The organism is Streptomyces sp. NPDC104367, assembly GCF_055583825.1.
This window is the reverse complement of record NZ_JBVJND010000009.1, coordinates 128,791-144,637: the sequence shown is the minus strand read 5'-3', so window position 1 is coordinate 144,637 and position 15,847 is coordinate 128,791. Positions and strand designations below refer to the sequence as shown.

The following is a 15,847-nucleotide window of genomic DNA, read 5'->3' as shown; positions in this document are numbered from 1 at the left end:
ACCGCGCGACCAAGGCTAGTTGACTCTGCGTCAGTGTCCAATCACTGTAGCGACAGAGGCCTATCGACTTATTTATAGTTGGGAACCTGCCCACGGCGGCCGGAAAGGGGCAGGGCGAAGGAAAGGGCATGCGATGGATCTGGCCTTGCTGCGCACCTTCGTGACCGTGCACCGGGCCGGCTCCTTCACCCGCGCCGCCGCCCTGCTCGGCCTCTCACAGCCGGCCGTGACCTCCCAGATCCGCACCCTGGAGAAGCAGCTGGGCCGCCCGCTCTTCCTGCGGCAGGCCCGCGGGGTGACTCCCACGACCATCGGCGACGAACTCGCCCACAAGGCCGCCCCGCACCTCGACGCCCTCGTGGAGATAGCGGAGCGCGGTATCGACGACGACTCCTCGGTGCGGACCCTGCATCTCGCCGGGCCGCCCGAGTTCACCGCCGAGCGCGCCCTGCCCGCCCTCATGGAGCTGGCCGGCGACGACGGCCAGGGCTTCGCGATGCGCGCCTCGTTCGGGACCGCCGAGGAGACCCTGGAGGGACTCTCCGCCGGACACCACGACCTGGCCATCAGCACCGCCCAACCGCGCGGCGCCCTGCTCACCGCGACCGCGCTGTGCGACGAGGAGCATGTGCTGGTCGCCGCTCCGCGCTGGGCCGAGGAGATCGGTGCCGGGACCGTGCACGGCAAGGGCGCGTCCGTGCTGGACAACCTGCCGCTCGTCGAGGTGCACGAGTCGCTGCCGTTCGTCTCGCGCTACTGGGGCTCCGTCTTCGACGCGCGCCCGGCCGCCTCGGGCACGGTCGTCGTACCCGATCTCCGCGCGGTGCTCGCCTGCGCGGTCGCGGGCGCCGGCCTGGCCGTCCTGCCCCGCTATCTGTGCACGGCCGCGCTGGAGCGCGGTGAGGTCGTGGCGCTGCACGATCCCGCGGTGCCCCCGCTGCGGACGTACTTCCTGGTGGTGCGTACCGGCACGCTCGCCATGCCGCACGTGGCGCGGGCACACGAATGGCTCCGGCACGCGGCCGTGGGCTGGGGCTGAGCGAGGTTGTCCGGGTTCGCCCGGTCCGGCCGTACGGCGGCGCCCCTGGATGTTTCACGTGGAACCGGCTGGGCCACATTTCTCCCATGACCGTCCGACCCGTGGTCAAGCGCACCGCCCGTGCCGTCCTCCTGGACGGCGACGACCTGATCCTGATCAAGCGCACCAAGCCCGGTGTCGATCCGTACTGGGTGACGCCCGGTGGCGGGGTCGAGCCGGAGGACACGACCGTCGTCGACGCCCTGCACCGCGAGGTGCACGAGGAGCTCGGCGCCAAGATCACCGACGTGGTGCCCTGCTTCGTGGACACCGTCGAGCACATCGGCGAGAGCGGCAGCGCGACCGGTGTGAAGGTGCAGCACTTCTTCGTCTGCAGACTGGAGTCCATGGACCCGGCCCTGCGGCACGGCCCGGAGATCGAGGAACCGACGGGCGAGTACGAGATCGTGCGCGTCCCCTTCACCCGTGTCGGCATCGCCTCCGTGCACCTCGTGCCGCTGTCCCTGCGGCACTACCTCGACGGCAACATCGAGGGCGTACGGGCCATGCACGCCCCCGACCTGGGGTGACGGGTCACTCGCCGACGACGACCAGTTCCTCGACCGAGTCGTGCCGAATCCGGTGCGCCTGGATGCCGACGGCCCGCAGCGCGTGGACGCCGTTGCGGATCATGCCGGGCGGGCCCGAGAGGTAGGCGTCGTACCCGGCCCAGGGCCCGTAGGAGCGGATGGCGTCGGGGAGCTGGAGGTGCGCCTGCTGGTCGACGACCGTGCGGATCTCGAGCCAGGGGTGGCTCTGCTTGAGCCGGAGGAGCGTGTCGATCTCGTACAGGTCGTGATCCGTGCGCGCGCCGTAGAACACCTCGACCGGGCGGCGGGAGCCACGCTCGGCGAGGTCCTCGACCAGCGCCTTGATGGGCGCGATCCCGGTGCCGCCGCCCAGGCAGAGCAGTCCGCTGTCCCTCGTGTGGTCGATGGTCATCGAGCCGCCGGGCGGACCGAGGCGGATGACGTCACCGGGGCGGGCGCGGTGCACGAGCGCGTTGGAGACCCAGCCCGCCGGCACGGCCTTCACGTGGAAGGTCAGCAGACCGTCGGAGCGCGGCGCGGAGGCGAACGAGTAGTGCCGCCAGACCCGCGGCCACCAGGGGGTCTCCAGGCTCGTGTACTGCCCGGCCAGGAAGGGGTACGGCTGGTCCGGGCGGACCGTGAGCACGGCGATGTCCGTGGTCCTGAGGTCGTGGGCGACGACCTCCGCGTGCCACCAGGCCGGAGCGCGCAGTTCGTCGGCCGCGGCCGCGTCGATCATCACCTGGGACATCGTCGTGTACGCCCGCACCCAGGCCGCCTCCGTCTCCGGGTCCCAGACGGCCGAGGCGTACTTGCTCAGCGCGCCGATGAGGCACTCGCCGACGGCCGGGTAGTGCTCGGGCCGGGTGCCGTACTTGCGGTGGCCGCGGCCCAGGTTCCGGAGGTAGTCGACCAGCACGGGCGTGTTGTCGATGTGCTCGGCGGCGGTGAGCAGCGCCTTGAGCAGCCGGTCCCGCTGGGTGTCCATGGCGGCCGGGAACAGCGAGCGCAGTTCGGGGTGGCGCACGAAGAGCAGTGCGTAGAAGTACGAGGTGACCTTGTCGGCGACCGAACCGACTTCGGCCATGGTGCCGCGGATACGGAGGGCGTCCGGGGAGGCGTCCTGGAGCGCCTGGGCGCCGCGCTGGGAGGGGACGCGCTGTTCGGGGGCGGGAGCGCCGGTCGCGGGTCCGGAGACGTAGGGGCCGACCGCCGCGTACCCCTGGGCGGACGGGGCCTGGACGCCCTGCTGGAGACGGGACCGCTCCTCCGGTGCCCCTATTCGCCCCAAGGGGTCTGCGGGCACGGGACGCGGGCCCTGGGGCGCCCCCTGCGCACCACCCGGCCCCACGAACGGAGGCTCGGCGGAAGACTCGACCGGGGGCTTGGCCGGGGGCGTGAACCAGCTGCCCCCGCCGGCCCCGTCGTTGCCCGCCGACGTGGTGGTCGGAGCGTCCATGGTGTGCCTCGCCTCGAACATCTTTCGGTCGGTCTGCGCACTTCCTCGCTCGGAAGGTGCTTGCTTTCCCCCGTTGACGGCTAGCTCTTCCCGGTCGGGCCCATGGCCGACAGGGCCACATTGAACCCGCGCTGCCCTCGTGTGCGGACAAGTAAGGCGAGAGTGTGACATGGGCCGCAGTCACACCCGCCGGAGCGTCTCGCCCCGGAGGTGAACCGGAGTCGACCCTACCGGCCGACGCCCGGCACACAAGTCCCCCCTGTCTCCCCCACCGTTCAGGCAACGGACGAACCAGTGATTCCCCCAACTACCGGACGCCTCGCGTCAATTCGTAGGCATCCCACAGATCCCGCCCCGTGTAGGAGTACGTCGCGAGACCGGCGAGATGTCCGTCCGCGTTGACCGCGACGGACACCGGGACCACGGCGAACAGATCCCTGTCCGACATCGAGTCGCCGTAGGCGACGCAGTCCGCCCGGCCGACCCCGAACCGCTCACAGAGCCGGTCCGCGATGGTCACCTTGGCCGGGGCACTGAGGACTCCCGCCGGATCCACCGGCTCGGCGAACGGCACCGCCGGGAAGCGTGAGCCGAAGGCCGCGTGGGCTCCCCAGTCCAGCAGCCGCTCCACGAAGAACGAGGGTGAGAGCGAGATCACCGCGCAGTACTCGCCCGATCCCCTGATCTCGGCCCACACGTCCCGGATCCGGGCCAGCCAGGGCGCCCCGTCGAAGGCGGCGGTCACATGGGCGTCGGTCAGCTCGGCCCACAGGGCGTGCGCCCGCAGCGCGTACTCCGGCGGGTCTATGCGGCCCGCCGAGATCAACCGGTCAAGCTCCACCGCCTCGGCCTCCAGGCCGAGTTGGCGGGAGATCTCGACGGGTGCGGAGGTCCCGTGCAGCAACGTGCCGTCGAGGTCGAAGAGATGAAGTCTCGCCATGGGCCCGAGGCTAACGGGGAGCGGGCAGGGCCCCTCGCGAGCGTCATGAACGACGGCCGTGTGGCGATGTTTCACGTGAAACGTCCCCCGTCTGTCCAGGGGCTGTTGCTACGGCTACGGCCTGGCCAAAAGAACGTGCGTGCGCCCCGAAACAGGTGGACGCCGAGGGCGCCGGTCGGACAGCCTGACCTGCGTGTCAACTCCTTCCGTCGCCCATCTGCCCATTCGCCGGCTGACCCCCCGCGATCTCAGCGCCTGCGCCGACCTGTCCGAGGACCGGGGGTGGCCGCGCGAGGAACACAAGTGGCGCCTGCTGCTCACCGCGGGAAAGGGCTACGGCATCGACGACCCCGGCGGAGGCCTGGTCGCCGCCTGCGTCGTCACGGAGTACGGCCCGAGCGAGCGTCCGGACCTCGGCGCCATCGGCATGGCCCTGGTCGCCGAACGGCACGCCCGCCAGGGGATCGGACGCCGGTTGATACGGCATGTGGTCTCGGTGATGGGCACGACTCCCCTGACGCTGTACGCGACATCGAACGGCCGCCCGCTCTACGAGGAACTGGGGTTCAAGGCCGTGGGACGCGCGGAGCGGGTGACCGGGCTATTCACGCCGGGCGGGCCGGAGGCCCGGGTGGACACACGGGCGGCCACCGCCGAGGATCTCGGCTCCGTCCTCCGGTTGGACGAGGAGGTGTTCGGGGTCGACCGCACCCTCGTGATCACGCGGCTCCCCGCCTTCTCCGACCTGCTGCGGGTCGCGGTGGAGGACGGCCGGATCATCGGGTACGCGGCCGCCTGGCCCAACATGGACACCCATGTCGTCGGCCCGCTGATCGCCCGGGACACGGAAACGGCGAAGGCTCTGATCGCCTCGCTCGCCGCCCGTACCGACCGGCCGCTCCGCACGGACATCGACGCACGGCACGAGGAACTGCTGGCGTGGGCGAGGGAGCACGGGCTGGCGTCCGTCGCCGACACCGTGGTCATGACGTACGGCATCCCTGAGCTGCCGGGAGACTGGACGCGACGGTTCGCGCCCCTCACGGTGGCGGCGGGCTGAGGCTTCGGGGCTGCCGGTACCCGGCGCCCGGTACGGACGGCGAACGCCGGCTCCTCCCGTTGGAGCCGGCGTCGCGTGGTTTCCAGGTCCCTTGGTTTCCGGGTCTTGCGGTCTCCCGGTCCTGTGTTCCAGTCCCGTGGTGTTCCAGTCCTGTGGTGACCGGGGGCTCGTCAGGCGAGTGCCTGGACGGCGCCCGTGGCGAAGCCGTGGTCCTGGTCGGGCGCACCGCCGCCGACGCCGATGGCTCCGACGAGCCGGCCGTCCCGGTGGACGGGGACACCGCCCGCGATGAACAGCAGCGGCCGGTCGAGTGCCGTGGGCAGGGTGTGGAAGAGACCGCCGGGCTGCACGGCGTCGACGAGATCGGCGGTGGGGGCGTTCAGCTGGAGGGCGGTGTAGGCCTTGCGGGTGCTGGTCTCGCCGGAGATCAGCACGGCCCGGTCGTCCCGCCGGAAGGCGAGCAGATGGCCTCCGGCGTCCAGGACGGTGACGCTGACGGTGACCCCGGCGGCCTCGGCGGCGTGGCGGGCCTCGGCGATCAGGAGTTCGGCGTCCTGGATGGTCAGCGGGGCGACGGTGGTGGTGCTCATGAGGGGTTTCTCCTTGGGTACCGCTGGGGTGAGACGGTGGGGACGGGGGCGGGGGCCGGTCGGCCCGGTGTCCCGGGCGGGGCTCAGTGGTGGACCGGGGCCCGCTGCCCGGTGGGGGTGCCGGCGGCCACCACGGCACTCCTGGTGCTGTCACGGCGCTCCAGCGCGGCCGACAGGAAGGCGAGGACGAGGGCGGCCGCGGCCAGGGCGGCGCCGACCCAGTTGGGGGAGGTGTAGCCGAACCCGGCCGCGATCACGATGCCGCCGAGCCAGGCGGACAGGGCGTTGCCGAGGTTGAAGGCGCCGATGTTCACGGCCGAGGCCAGGGTGGGGGCGCCGTGCGCCTGGTCCAGGACGCGCTTCTGCAGCGGCGGGACGGTGGCGAAGCCCAGGGCGCCGATGAGGGTGATGGTCACGGCAGCCGCGATCTTGTTGTGCGCGGTGAGCGTGAAGACGGCGAGGACGACGGCCAGGGCACCCAGGGACACGTAGAGCATGGGCATCAGGGCGCGGTCGGCGAACCTGCCGCCGACAAGGTTGCCGCCGACCATGCCGAGGCCGAACAGGACCAGCAGCCAGGTGACGGAGCCGTCGGCGAAGCCGGTGACCTGGGTCATCATCGGCGCGATGTAGGTGATGGCGGCGAAGACCCCGCCGAAGCCGAGGACGGTCATCGCCATGGCGAGCAGGACCTGGGTGTTCCTGAACGCGGCCAGCTCGTGCCGCAGGTGCACACCCTCCGGCTTGGGCAGCTCGGGCACCAGCCTGGCGATCCCGGCGAGGCCGACGACGCCGAGAGCGGCGACGATGCCGAAGGTGACGCGCCAGCCGACGTGCTGGCCCACCAGGGTGCCGAGCGGGACGCCGATCACGTTGGCCACGGTGAGACCGGTGAACATCATCGCGATGGCCCCGGCCTTCTTGCTCGGGGCGACCAGCTCGGCCGCCACGACCGAGCCGATGCCGAAGAAGGCGCCGTGCGCGAGGGAGGCGACCACGCGGCCGGTCAGCATGACGGCGAAGGTGGGGGCCGCGGCGGACAGCAGGTTGCCGGCGATGAACAGGCCCATCAGCAGCATCAGCATCCGCTTGCGCGGGACCTTGGTGCCGAGGACGGTCATCAGCGGGGCGCCGATCACCACACCCAGCGCGTAGCCCGTCACGAGCAGTCCGGCGGTGGGAATGGAGACCCCGAAGTCACCGGCGACCTCGGGCAGCAAGCCCATGATCACGAACTCGGTCGTGCCGATTCCGAAGGCCCCGATCGCGAGGGCCAGAAGCGCGAGAGGCATGGGTGACAACCCTTCCCAGATGATTGCAGGTGCGCTTTGCGTGCGTTCACAATAATTGCAGACGCGGGTTATATGCAAGCGATGGATATTGCGAGCCTGCTCTATCCTGGATCCAGCCGCTCCGGGACGGAGGAACACGCCAATGACAGCGACGGACCCCGCGCTCACCGCCCTTTCCCAGGGCTGGTGCGCCCTCTCCCTGCTGCACGGGAGGATCGAGGCGCACATCGAGCGCGCCCTTCAGGCGAAGCACGACCTGAGCGTGCGCGAGTACTCACTGCTCGACGTCCTCAGCCGGCAGCACGACGGCGAAGGCGGCCATCTGCAGATGAAGCAGGTCGCCGACGCGGTCGTGCTCAGCCAGAGCGCCACCACCCGGCTGGTGACCCGGCTGGAGGACCGGAGCCTCCTGGAGCGCTACCTCTGCCCGACCGACCGGCGGGGCATCTACACGAACGTCACCGAGGCGGGGCTGCGGCTGCTCGAAGAGGCCCGTCCCACCAACGACACGGCGCTGCGCGAGGCCCTCGACGAGGCCGCCCGCAAGCCCGAGCTGGCTCCCCTGGTCCGGGCCGTGGAGTCGCTGCACGTACCCGCCTAGGCTGCGGTCATGGGAGATCTTGAGATACGCGCCGCGGTCGCCGAGGACATCCCGGCGATCGTCGGCATGCTCGCCGACGACCCGCTGGGCGCCCGGCGTGAGTCACCGGACGACCTGGCGCCCTATCTGAGCGCCCTGGAGCGGCTCAGTGCCGATCCCCACCAGCACCTGGTCGTCGCCGTGCGCGAGGGCCACGTCGTCGGCACGCTCCAGCTGACGGTCGTTCCAGGGCTGTCGCGGCGTGGTGCCACCCGGTCGATCATCGAGGCCGTACGGATCCACGCCGACGAGCGCGGCAGCGGGCTGGGCACCCGGTTCATCGAGTGGGCGATCGACGAATCCCGCCGTCAGGGCTGCCAGTTGGTACAGCTCACCTCGGACAGCTCCCGGACCGACGCCCACCGCTTCTACGAGCGGCTCGGCTTCACCGCCTCGCACGTCGGCTTCAAGCTGGAGATCTGAACGGCGGAGGGCGTTTCACGTGAAACACCCCCACACACGTCGTCCGTCAGCCGATCCCCCGCCACCCCTCGGGGTCCACGCCTCCGGGCACGGGAGCCGTCTCGTCGTACGGCTGACGCGTGAACACGAACGATCCGAGGTCCAGATGGCTCACGGCCCCGTCCGGGCGCCGTACGGGCCGTAGAACCTCTCCCGCGTAGTAGCCCTCCAGGCCGGTCCAGGTGCCGTCGCCGCCGGGCCGGAAGCGCGCCCGGCGGCCGGTGCCGGCGAGCGGACCCAGTGAGAGCAGCCCGTCGGCCGTCACCCGCAGGACGAAGGCGTGGGTGCCCCAGTACCACTGGCCCGCCAACTCCAGTACGGACGACTCCACCCGGGCCAGGGGACGCCAGGGCTCGGGGATGCGCGGCTCGGCCTCCGCGACGATCCGGACGAGGTCGGCGCCCACGACCGACAGCAGCGGGCCGGAGGTGCAGTTCGCCAGCACCACGGCCGCCACGTCGTCGTCCACGCTGATCGTGAGGTTGGCGAGGAAGCCGGGCAACGACCCGGAGTGCCCGACGAGCAGCCTGCCGTCGCGGCGCTGGATCTGCAGGCCGAGGCCGTAGGTGGCACCGTCCAGGACGTCCGCGGGCTCGGCGGGCGCCGCCGGGGTGCGCATCTCGCGCACGGACTCGGCGCTCAGCACCCGGTCGTCGCCGGCCACCAGGAACACGGCGAACCGTGCCAGATCGCCGGTGGTGGACCAGAGCTGTCCGGCCGCCGCCATCCGGCCCAGGTCCTCCAGCGGCTCCGGGAGCATCGCGTCGGCCCAGGGGTGCACCGCCCAGCCGCCCGCGTGGGGCGTCCGCGGCTGGGCGCTCGTACGGTCGAGGCCCAGGGGGTCGAGGACCTCCCGTCGGAGCACCTCCTCCCAGGGGGCGCCGCGGACTTCCTCGACCAGTGCGCCGAGCAGGGTGTAGCCGGGATTGGAGTAGTGGTGGCGGCGGCCTACGGGGTGCAGGAGGGGCTGTTCGCCGAGGACGTCGCTCAGTTCCGGGCGCAGTGAGCCCGGGGTGCGCTCCCACCAGGGGCCCGGCGACTCAGCCGCCAGCCCGCCGGTGTGGGCGAGGAGTTCGGCGATCGTCGCCTCCCCCGCGCCGGTTCCCGGCAGGTGCTTCTCCAGCGGATCGCCGAGGTCGAGCAGCCCTTCGTCGCGCAGCCGGAGCACCAGAACGGCCGTGAACGTCTTGGTGATCGAGCCGATCCGGTACTGCACGTCCTCGTCCGGCCCGTGCTCGTCCACCGAGGTCCGCGCCCCGTGCCAGACGGCTCGGCCGCCCCGCACGACCGCCGCCACCAGGGACGGTGCCCGTCCTTCGGCCTGTGCCACGGCGATCCGACGCAGCAGCGCCCGCCGGGTGGCGGGGAGCAGCTCTTCCTGGAATGTCGTCATGCGCCCAGTCCACCCGGTGGGCGGACCGGCGTCGAGTTCATTTCGGCGGTGACCCACGGCCGGCCGGACTGCCGACGGGAGTTCGGCCCTGCCCGTGGCGTGCCAGTAGCTCGCTCCGGGACCGGTGGCGAGGCTTTCGGGCAGGGCGTGGAAGGTGAGTCCGCTCTCGCCCACGGCGTCGAGGAGTTCGGCGGCCGCGCCGACGATGCGCTCGCGGGAGAGAGGTTCCTACCGCCGTTCCGGACGACGCTCCTTGGTTGCCGTGCCGCCGTTCCAGGCATCGTGGAACAACGTTCCAGCTTGACAGGATCCGGAACGGCGTTCCACCCTGGCTATCCTGGAACACCGTTCCAGACGTCGGGCGGGCACCCGGCGGTCCAGGGTCGGGAAGGAAGCACCATGACCGCTCCGGTCACGATCATCGGCGCCGGGCTCGGCGGCCTCACGCTCGCGCGCGTCCTGCACGTCCACGGCATCCCGGCCACCGTCCACGAGGCCGACGCCTCACCGGCGGCTCGGGCACAGGGCGGCATGCTCGACATCCACGACCACAGCGGGCAGCTCGCCCTCCGGGCGGCCGGTCTGACGGACGAGTTCCGGGCCGTCGTCCTGGAAGGCCGCCAGGCGGTACGGGTCCTCCGACGGGACGGCACGGTCCTGTACGAGGAGGCCGACGACGGTACCGGCGGCCGCCCCGAGGTGCTGCGCGGCGAACTGCGGCGGATCCTGCTCGAATCGCTCCCGGCCGGCACCGTCCGGTGGGGCAGCAAGGTCAGCGGCACCCGCTCCCTCGGCGGGGGCCGCCACGAGGTGGTCTTCGACGACGGCGGCACCGTCGAGACGAGCCTGCTGGTCGGCGCGGACGGCGCCTGGTCACGCGTGAGGCCGCTGCTGTCCACCGCCGTTCCCCGGTACACCGGCAGGTCGTACGTCGAGACCTACCTGTTCGACGGCGACACCCGGCACCCGGCCGCCGCGAAGGCGGTCGGCGGCGGGTCGCTCTTCGCGCTCGCGCCGGGCAAGGGCATCCAGGCGCACCGCGAGAACGACGGGACGCTGCACACCTACGTGGCGCTGACCGAGCCTCAGGACTGGTTCGCCGGCATCGACTTCACCGACACCGCGGCCGCGACCGCGCGGATCGCCGCGGAGTTCGAGGGCTGGGCACCGGAACTCACCGCCCTGATCACCGGCACCGACACCCCGCCGGTCCTGCGCCCCATCCACTCCCTGCCCGCCGGGCACCGCTGGGAACGGGTACCGGGGGTGACCCTGCTCGGCGACGCCGCCCACCTCTCAGCGCCGAACGGCGAGGGCGCCAACCTCGCCATGCTCGACGGCGCCGAACTCGGCGAGGCGCTCGCCGCGCACCCGACGACACGGAGACCGCGCTCGCCGGGTTCGAGCGGGCGATGTTCCCCCGCAGCGCCACGGCCGCCGCCGAGGGCGACCACCTCCACGAACTCCTCTTCGGCACCGCCGCCCCGCACAGCCTCGTCGGCCTGTTCACCGGCCACGGACAGGCCGGGTGAGCGACCGGCAACGGCACGGGTCAGGTCTGCGCCATGTCCACGAAGCGGGAGTAGTGGCCCTGGAAGGCCACGGTGATCGTCGCCGTCGGGCCGTTTCGGTGCTTGCCGACGATGATGTCCGCCTCGCCCGCGCGCGGTGACTCCTTCTCGTAGGCGTCCTCGCGGTGCAGCAGGATGACCATGTCGGCGTCCTGCTCGATGGAGCCGGACTCACGCAGGTCGGAGACCATCGGCTTCTTGTCGGTGCGCTGCTCGGGGCCACGGTTCAGCTGCGAGAGCGCGATCACCGGGACCTCCAGCTCCTTGGCCAGCAGCTTGAGGTTTCGGGACATGTCCGAGACCTCCTGCTGACGGCTCTCGGAGCGCTTGCCGCCGGACTGCATCAGCTGCAGGTAGTCGATGATCACGAGCTTGATGTCGTTGCGCTGCTTGAGCCGCCGGCACTTGGCACGGATCTCCATCATCGACAGGTTCGGGGAGTCGTCGATGTAGAGCGGCGCGGCCGACACGTCCGGCATCCGGCGGGCGAGACGGGTCCAGTCCTCGTCGGTCATCGTGCCGGAGCGCATGTGGTGCAGGGCGACCCGGGCCTCGGCGGACAGCAGACGCATCGCGATCTCGTTGCGGCCCATTTCGAGCGAGAAGATGACGCTGGGCAGGTTGTTCTTGATGGACGCGGCCCGGGCGAAGTCCAGCGCGAGGGTCGACTTGCCCATGGCGGGACGCGCGGCGATGACGATCATCTGACCGGGGTGCAGGCCGTTGGTGAGCGAGTCCAGGTCGGTGAAGCCGGTGGGCACACCGGTCATCTCGCCGGTACGGGAGCCGATCGCCTCGATCTCGTCGAGGGCGCCCTCCATGATGTCGCCGAGCGGCAGGTAGTCCTCGCTGGTCCGCTGCTCGGTGACCGCGTAGATCTCGGCCTGGGCGCTGTTGACGATCTCGTCGATGTCGCCGTCGGCCGCGTATCCCATCTGCGTGATGCGGGTGCCGGCCTCGACCAGGCGGCGCAGTACGGCCCGCTCGTGGACGATCTCCGCGTAGTACTCGGCGTTCGCCGCGGTCGGCACCGTCTGGACGAGGGTGTGCAGATAGGAGGCCCCGCCGACCTTGTTGATCTCGCCGCGCTTGGTGAGCTCGGCGGCGATGGTGATGGGGTCGGCCGGCTCGCCCTTCGCGTAGACGTCGAGGATCGCCTGGTAGATCGTCTCGTGCGCGGGCTTGTAGAAGTCGTGGCCCTTGAGGATCTCGACGACGTCCGCGATGGCGTCCTTGGAGAGCAGCATGCCGCCGAGCACGGACTGCTCGGCGTCCAGGTCCTGCGGGGGAACCCGCTCGAACGTGGAGCCTCCGCCGTCCCAGTCGCTGTCGTCCCGGCCCCGGTCGTGCCGGTCGTCCCGGCCTCGGCCGCCCTCGCCCCGCCGGCGGGAGGCGGGCAGACGATCACTGGGACCGGTCTCGGCCCACGGATCGTCCAAGGGCTCGGAAATGCTCACCGAGCCACCTCCTCCCGTCCGCCCGGCGGACCTCGCCGTGCCCTCTTTTGTACGGCACGGCACTGACATACCTGGTCGTCCCATTCCGGTCCTGGACGCGTCGGTTCTGTGAGGTTTCCGAGGCCGTGAGAAGGAGCGGGCGCCGGACCACGGTAGGCCCGCGGGCACCGTCAGCCAATCTGGTTATCCACAGGCCATGTGGACGACGGCCCGTATGCTGTGGAGAACCTGCCAAAACCTGTGTACGACACGGTGGACAGCGCTGTGAACAAGCCCTCGATCTTCCCCCGCAATACCTCCTGACCTGCGACGTTCCGATCCATCGGCTGTGCAGAAGAAAAACTTTCCCAGTCGGACCAAGATCGCTTCGAACGGTGCGCGAAAGCACGGACAGTGAGCAAAGCAGTAATGGTCGGATCGTGGTTGCATCCATTACCTGTGGACGATTAGATTGACGCCCATGACACAGGCTCCCGCGATCCCCGAAGCCACCCGGCGGCGCCACGACCGAGAGATCGTCGCACTGGCCGTCCCGGCCTTCGGCGCACTCGTCGCCGAGCCGCTTTTCGTCATGGCCGACAGCGCGATCGTCGGCCATCTCGGCACCGCCCAGCTCGCCGGACTCGGGGTCGCCTCGGCCCTTCTCACCACCGCGGTGAGCGTCTTCGTCTTCCTCGCCTACGCCACCACGGCCGCCGTCGCCCGCCGCGTCGGCGCCGGTGATCTCCCGGCGGCCATCCGCCAGGGCATGGACGGCATCTGGCTGGCCCTGCTGCTCGGCGCCGCCGTCATCGCCGTCGTGCTGCCGCTGGCACCCGGCATCGTGGACGTCTTCGGCGCCTCGGCCACCGCGGCCCCCTACGCGACGACCTATCTGCGGATCTCCTCGCTCGGCATCCCGGCGATGCTGGTCGTGCTCGCGGCCACCGGCGTCCTGCGCGGCCTCCAGAACACCCGGACCCCGCTGTACGTCGCCGTCGCCGGCTTCGTCGCCAACGCCGGACTCAACGTGTTCCTCGTCTACGGCGTCGGGCTGGGCATCGCCGGCTCCGCCTGGGGCACGGTCATCGCACAGTGCGGGATGGCGGCGGTCTATCTGACCGTCGTCGTGCGTGGAGCCCGCAGGCACGGGGCATCTCTGCGCCCCGACTCCGCCGGGATACGGGCCTCCGCACAGGCCGGCGTACCCCTGCTGGTCCGGACGCTCTCGCTGCGGGCCATCCTCATGATCGCCACGGCGGTCGCGGCCCGGCTGGGGGACGCCGATATCGCCGCCCACCAGATCGTGCTCTCGCTGTGGAGCCTGCTGGCCTTCGCGCTGGACGCGATCGCCATCGCCGGACAGGCCATCATCGGCCGCTACCTCGGTGCCGATGACGCCGGCGGCGCCCGTGAGGCCTGCCGTCGGATGGTCCAGTGGGGCATCGCCACCGGAGTGGTCCTGGGCCTGCTCGTGGTGGCCACCCGGCCGCTCTTCCTCCCCCTGTTCACCAGCGATCCCGCCGTGAAGGACATCGCACTGCCCGCGCTGCTCATCATCGCGCTCTCCCAGCCGATCTCCGGGGTGGTCTTCGTCCTGGACGGCGTCCTCATGGGCGCCGGGGACGGGCCGTACCTCGCGGGGGCGATGGTCGTGACCCTCGTGGTCTTCACCCCCGTGGCGCTGCTCGTCCCGGCACTCGGCGGCGGGCTCACGGCTCTCTGGGGAGCGATGACACTGATGATGACCGTGCGGATGCTCACACTGTGGCTGCGCGCCCGCTCGGGCCGCTGGATCGTGACCGGCGCGACGCGCTGACGGCACGACGCGCTGACCGGTACGCCATCGCTGTCTCTGTCTCTGTCTCACTGCCGCTTGTGGGGCGCACTGCCTGTTTCACGTGAAACACCGCGTCCGTCATGTTTCACGTGAAACATGCCCCTCGCAGCCACCCCGGGCAGACCAAAGGGGCCGCACCCTCACGGGTACGGCCCCTTTCAGCTACTGCTCAGACCGAGCGCAGCGTCAGGCAGCGACAACCTCGATGCTGACCGTGGCGGCAACCTCGGGGTGCAGACGCACGGACGTCGCGTGGGCGCCCAGGGTCTTGATGGCCGAGGAGACCTCGATGCGGCGCTTGTCGACCTCGGGGCCACCGGCAGCCTTGATCGCCGAAGCGATGTCGGCCTGGGTGACGGAACCGAAGAGGCGACCGGCGTCGCCGGCACGCACGGCCAGGCGGACCTTGACGCCCTCGAGCTGGGCCTTCACCTGGTTGGCCTGCTCGATGGTCTGGATCTCGTGGATCTTGCGAGCGCGACGGATCTGCTCGACGTCCTTCTCGCCGCCCTTGGTCCAGCGGATAGCGAACTTCCGCGGGATCAGGTAGTTGCGAGCGTAGCCGTCCTTGACGTCGACGACGTCGCCGGCAGCGCCGAGGCCGGAGACCTCATGGGTGAGGATGATCTTCATGTTTCGGTCACCCTTCCCTTAGCGCGCGGTGGACGTGTAGGGCAGCAGCGCCATCTCACGGCTGTTCTTGACGGCCGTGGCGACGTCACGCTGGTGCTGCGTGCAGTTGCCGGTAACGCGGCGGGCACGGATCTTGCCGCGGTCGGAAATGAACTTCCGCAGCATGTTCGTGTCCTTGTAGTCCACGTACTGGACCTTGTCCTTGCAGAAAGCGCAGACCTTCTTCTTAGGCTTGCGCACAGGCGGCTTCGCCATGATGTTTCTCCTGTGTGATCAAGAAGTGGGGATACGAGCCCTTGGCTCTCAGGACCTGTGGTCCTTAGAAGGGGGGCTCGTCCGAGTAGCCGCCACCGCCACCGCCGCCGCCGCCACCCTGGTTGCCGCCGCCGGCGGGAGCGCCGGAGGCCCAGGGGTCGTCGTTGGGAGCGCCGCCCTGCTGGCCGCCGCCGGAGCCGCCGCCCCAGCCGCCGCCACCGCCACCGCCACCGCCACCGCCACCGCCACCGTAACCGCCCTGGCCACCACGGCCGCCACCACCGGCGGTCTTGGTGACCTTGGCCGTGGCGCTCCGCAGGCTGGCGCCGACTTCCTCGACGTCCAGTTCGTAGACCGTGCGCTTGACACCCTCACGGTCCTCGTAGGACCGCTGCTTCAGCCGGCCCTGCACGATGACGCGCATGCCTCGCTGGAGCGACTCGGCGACGTTCTCCGCCGCCTGACGCCAGACCGAGCAGGTGAGGAAGAGGCTCTCGCCGTCCTTCCACTCGTTCGTCTGGCGGTCGAAGGTGCGGGGAGTGGACGCGACGCGGAACTTCGCGACCGCCGCACCGGACGGGGTGAAGCGCAGCTCGGGGTCGTCGACAAGATTGCCGACGACCGTGATGACGGTCTCGCCTGCCATGGGGAACCTCTCGGCGGGTTTG

General features: G+C 70.8%; 15 protein-coding genes and 1 pseudogene. 7 read left to right on the top strand and 9 right to left on the bottom strand.

The features are described 5' to 3' along the window. Window positions 1-133 precede the first annotated feature (133 nt). The gene (locus ACZ619_RS15880; RefSeq protein ID WP_469598953.1) at window positions 134-1,039 is read left to right on the top strand and encodes a LysR family transcriptional regulator; all 906 of its coding nucleotides are present in this window, start codon (window positions 134-136) and stop codon (window positions 1,037-1,039) included. Window positions 1,040-1,125: 86 nt separating this feature from the next. After that, window positions 1,126-1,608 (top strand): NUDIX domain-containing protein, encoded by a 483-nt coding sequence (locus ACZ619_RS15875; protein ID WP_469598951.1) that lies wholly within the window; start codon window positions 1,126-1,128, stop codon window positions 1,606-1,608. A gap of 4 nt (window positions 1,609-1,612) precedes the next feature. Here ACZ619_RS15875 and ACZ619_RS15870 read toward each other — a convergent pair whose 3' ends face one another. After that, window positions 1,613-3,088, bottom strand: coding sequence for a globin domain-containing protein (locus ACZ619_RS15870; RefSeq protein WP_469598949.1), 1,476 nt, complete (start codon window positions 3,086-3,088; stop codon window positions 1,613-1,615). A 286-nt stretch (window positions 3,089-3,374) separates the two neighbouring features. Further along, window positions 3,375-4,007, bottom strand: coding sequence for an HAD family hydrolase (locus ACZ619_RS15865; protein WP_469598947.1), 633 nt, complete (start codon window positions 4,005-4,007; stop codon window positions 3,375-3,377). 193 nt (window positions 4,008-4,200) lie between these two features. Between ACZ619_RS15865 and ACZ619_RS15860 the strand changes: the two genes are divergently transcribed. Further along, window positions 4,201-5,067, top strand: a complete 867-nt coding sequence (locus tag ACZ619_RS15860; RefSeq protein ID WP_469598945.1) for a GNAT family N-acetyltransferase — start codon at window positions 4,201-4,203, stop codon at window positions 5,065-5,067. 170 nt (window positions 5,068-5,237) lie between these two features. Here ACZ619_RS15860 and ACZ619_RS15855 read toward each other — a convergent pair whose 3' ends face one another. Together ACZ619_RS15855 and ACZ619_RS15850 are read right to left on the bottom strand one after the other, a co-directional pair. Continuing rightward, entirely contained in the window at window positions 5,238-5,657 is a 420-nt protein-coding gene (locus ACZ619_RS15855; RefSeq protein ID WP_469598943.1) for a GlcG/HbpS family heme-binding protein, read from the bottom strand. An 83-nt stretch (window positions 5,658-5,740) separates the two neighbouring features. After that, window positions 5,741-6,949 carry an MFS transporter gene (locus tag ACZ619_RS15850; protein ID WP_469598941.1) on the bottom strand — a complete coding sequence of 403 codons (1,209 nt, stop codon included), beginning with the start codon at window positions 6,947-6,949 and terminating at the stop codon, window positions 5,741-5,743. A 142-nt stretch (window positions 6,950-7,091) separates the two neighbouring features. Between ACZ619_RS15850 and ACZ619_RS15845 the strand changes: the two genes are divergently transcribed. Further along, window positions 7,092-7,550, top strand: a complete 459-nt coding sequence (locus ACZ619_RS15845) for a MarR family winged helix-turn-helix transcriptional regulator (RefSeq protein ID WP_469598940.1) — start codon at window positions 7,092-7,094, stop codon at window positions 7,548-7,550. 9 nt (window positions 7,551-7,559) lie between these two features. Then, window positions 7,560-8,012 carry a GNAT family N-acetyltransferase gene (locus ACZ619_RS15840; RefSeq protein WP_469598938.1) on the top strand — a complete coding sequence of 151 codons (453 nt, stop codon included), beginning with the start codon at window positions 7,560-7,562 and terminating at the stop codon, window positions 8,010-8,012. 46 nt (window positions 8,013-8,058) lie between these two features. Here ACZ619_RS15840 and ACZ619_RS15835 read toward each other — a convergent pair whose 3' ends face one another. Next, a complete protein-coding gene (locus ACZ619_RS15835; RefSeq protein ID WP_469598936.1) occupies window positions 8,059-9,444 on the bottom strand; it encodes a serine hydrolase domain-containing protein in 1,386 nt (461 codons plus the stop codon). 399 nt (window positions 9,445-9,843) lie between these two features. On the opposite strand from ACZ619_RS15835, the pseudogene ACZ619_RS15830 reads away from it, so the two are divergent. Continuing rightward, window positions 9,844-10,976 (top strand): annotated as a pseudogene (locus ACZ619_RS15830) (FAD-dependent oxidoreductase). A 20-nt stretch (window positions 10,977-10,996) separates the two neighbouring features. On the opposite strand, the gene dnaB reads toward ACZ619_RS15830, so the two are convergent. Then, window positions 10,997-12,472 (bottom strand): replicative DNA helicase, encoded by a 1,476-nt coding sequence (dnaB, locus tag ACZ619_RS15825; RefSeq protein ID WP_469598934.1) that lies wholly within the window; start codon window positions 12,470-12,472, stop codon window positions 10,997-10,999. Window positions 12,473-12,932: 460 nt separating this feature from the next. On the opposite strand from dnaB, the gene ACZ619_RS15820 reads away from it, so the two are divergent. Then, window positions 12,933-14,270: an MATE family efflux transporter gene (locus ACZ619_RS15820; RefSeq protein ID WP_469598932.1), complete on the top strand. Its 1,338-nt coding sequence runs from the start codon at window positions 12,933-12,935 to the stop codon at window positions 14,268-14,270. 207 nt (window positions 14,271-14,477) lie between these two features. On the opposite strand, the gene rplI is transcribed toward ACZ619_RS15820, so the two are convergent. The 3 genes from rplI to ACZ619_RS15805 form a co-directional block, all read right to left on the bottom strand. After that, window positions 14,478-14,924, bottom strand: coding sequence for a 50S ribosomal protein L9 (rplI, locus tag ACZ619_RS15815; protein WP_355712524.1), 447 nt, complete (start codon window positions 14,922-14,924; stop codon window positions 14,478-14,480). Between the two features lie 18 nt (window positions 14,925-14,942). After that, on the bottom strand, window positions 14,943-15,179 hold the full coding sequence (gene rpsR, locus ACZ619_RS15810) for a 30S ribosomal protein S18 (protein WP_006381652.1): 237 nt from the start codon (window positions 15,177-15,179) through the stop codon (window positions 14,943-14,945). A 64-nt stretch (window positions 15,180-15,243) separates the two neighbouring features. Further along, window positions 15,244-15,825 carry a single-stranded DNA-binding protein gene (locus tag ACZ619_RS15805; RefSeq protein WP_469598930.1) on the bottom strand — a complete coding sequence of 194 codons (582 nt, stop codon included), beginning with the start codon at window positions 15,823-15,825 and terminating at the stop codon, window positions 15,244-15,246. Window positions 15,826-15,847: the final 22 nt, after the last annotated feature.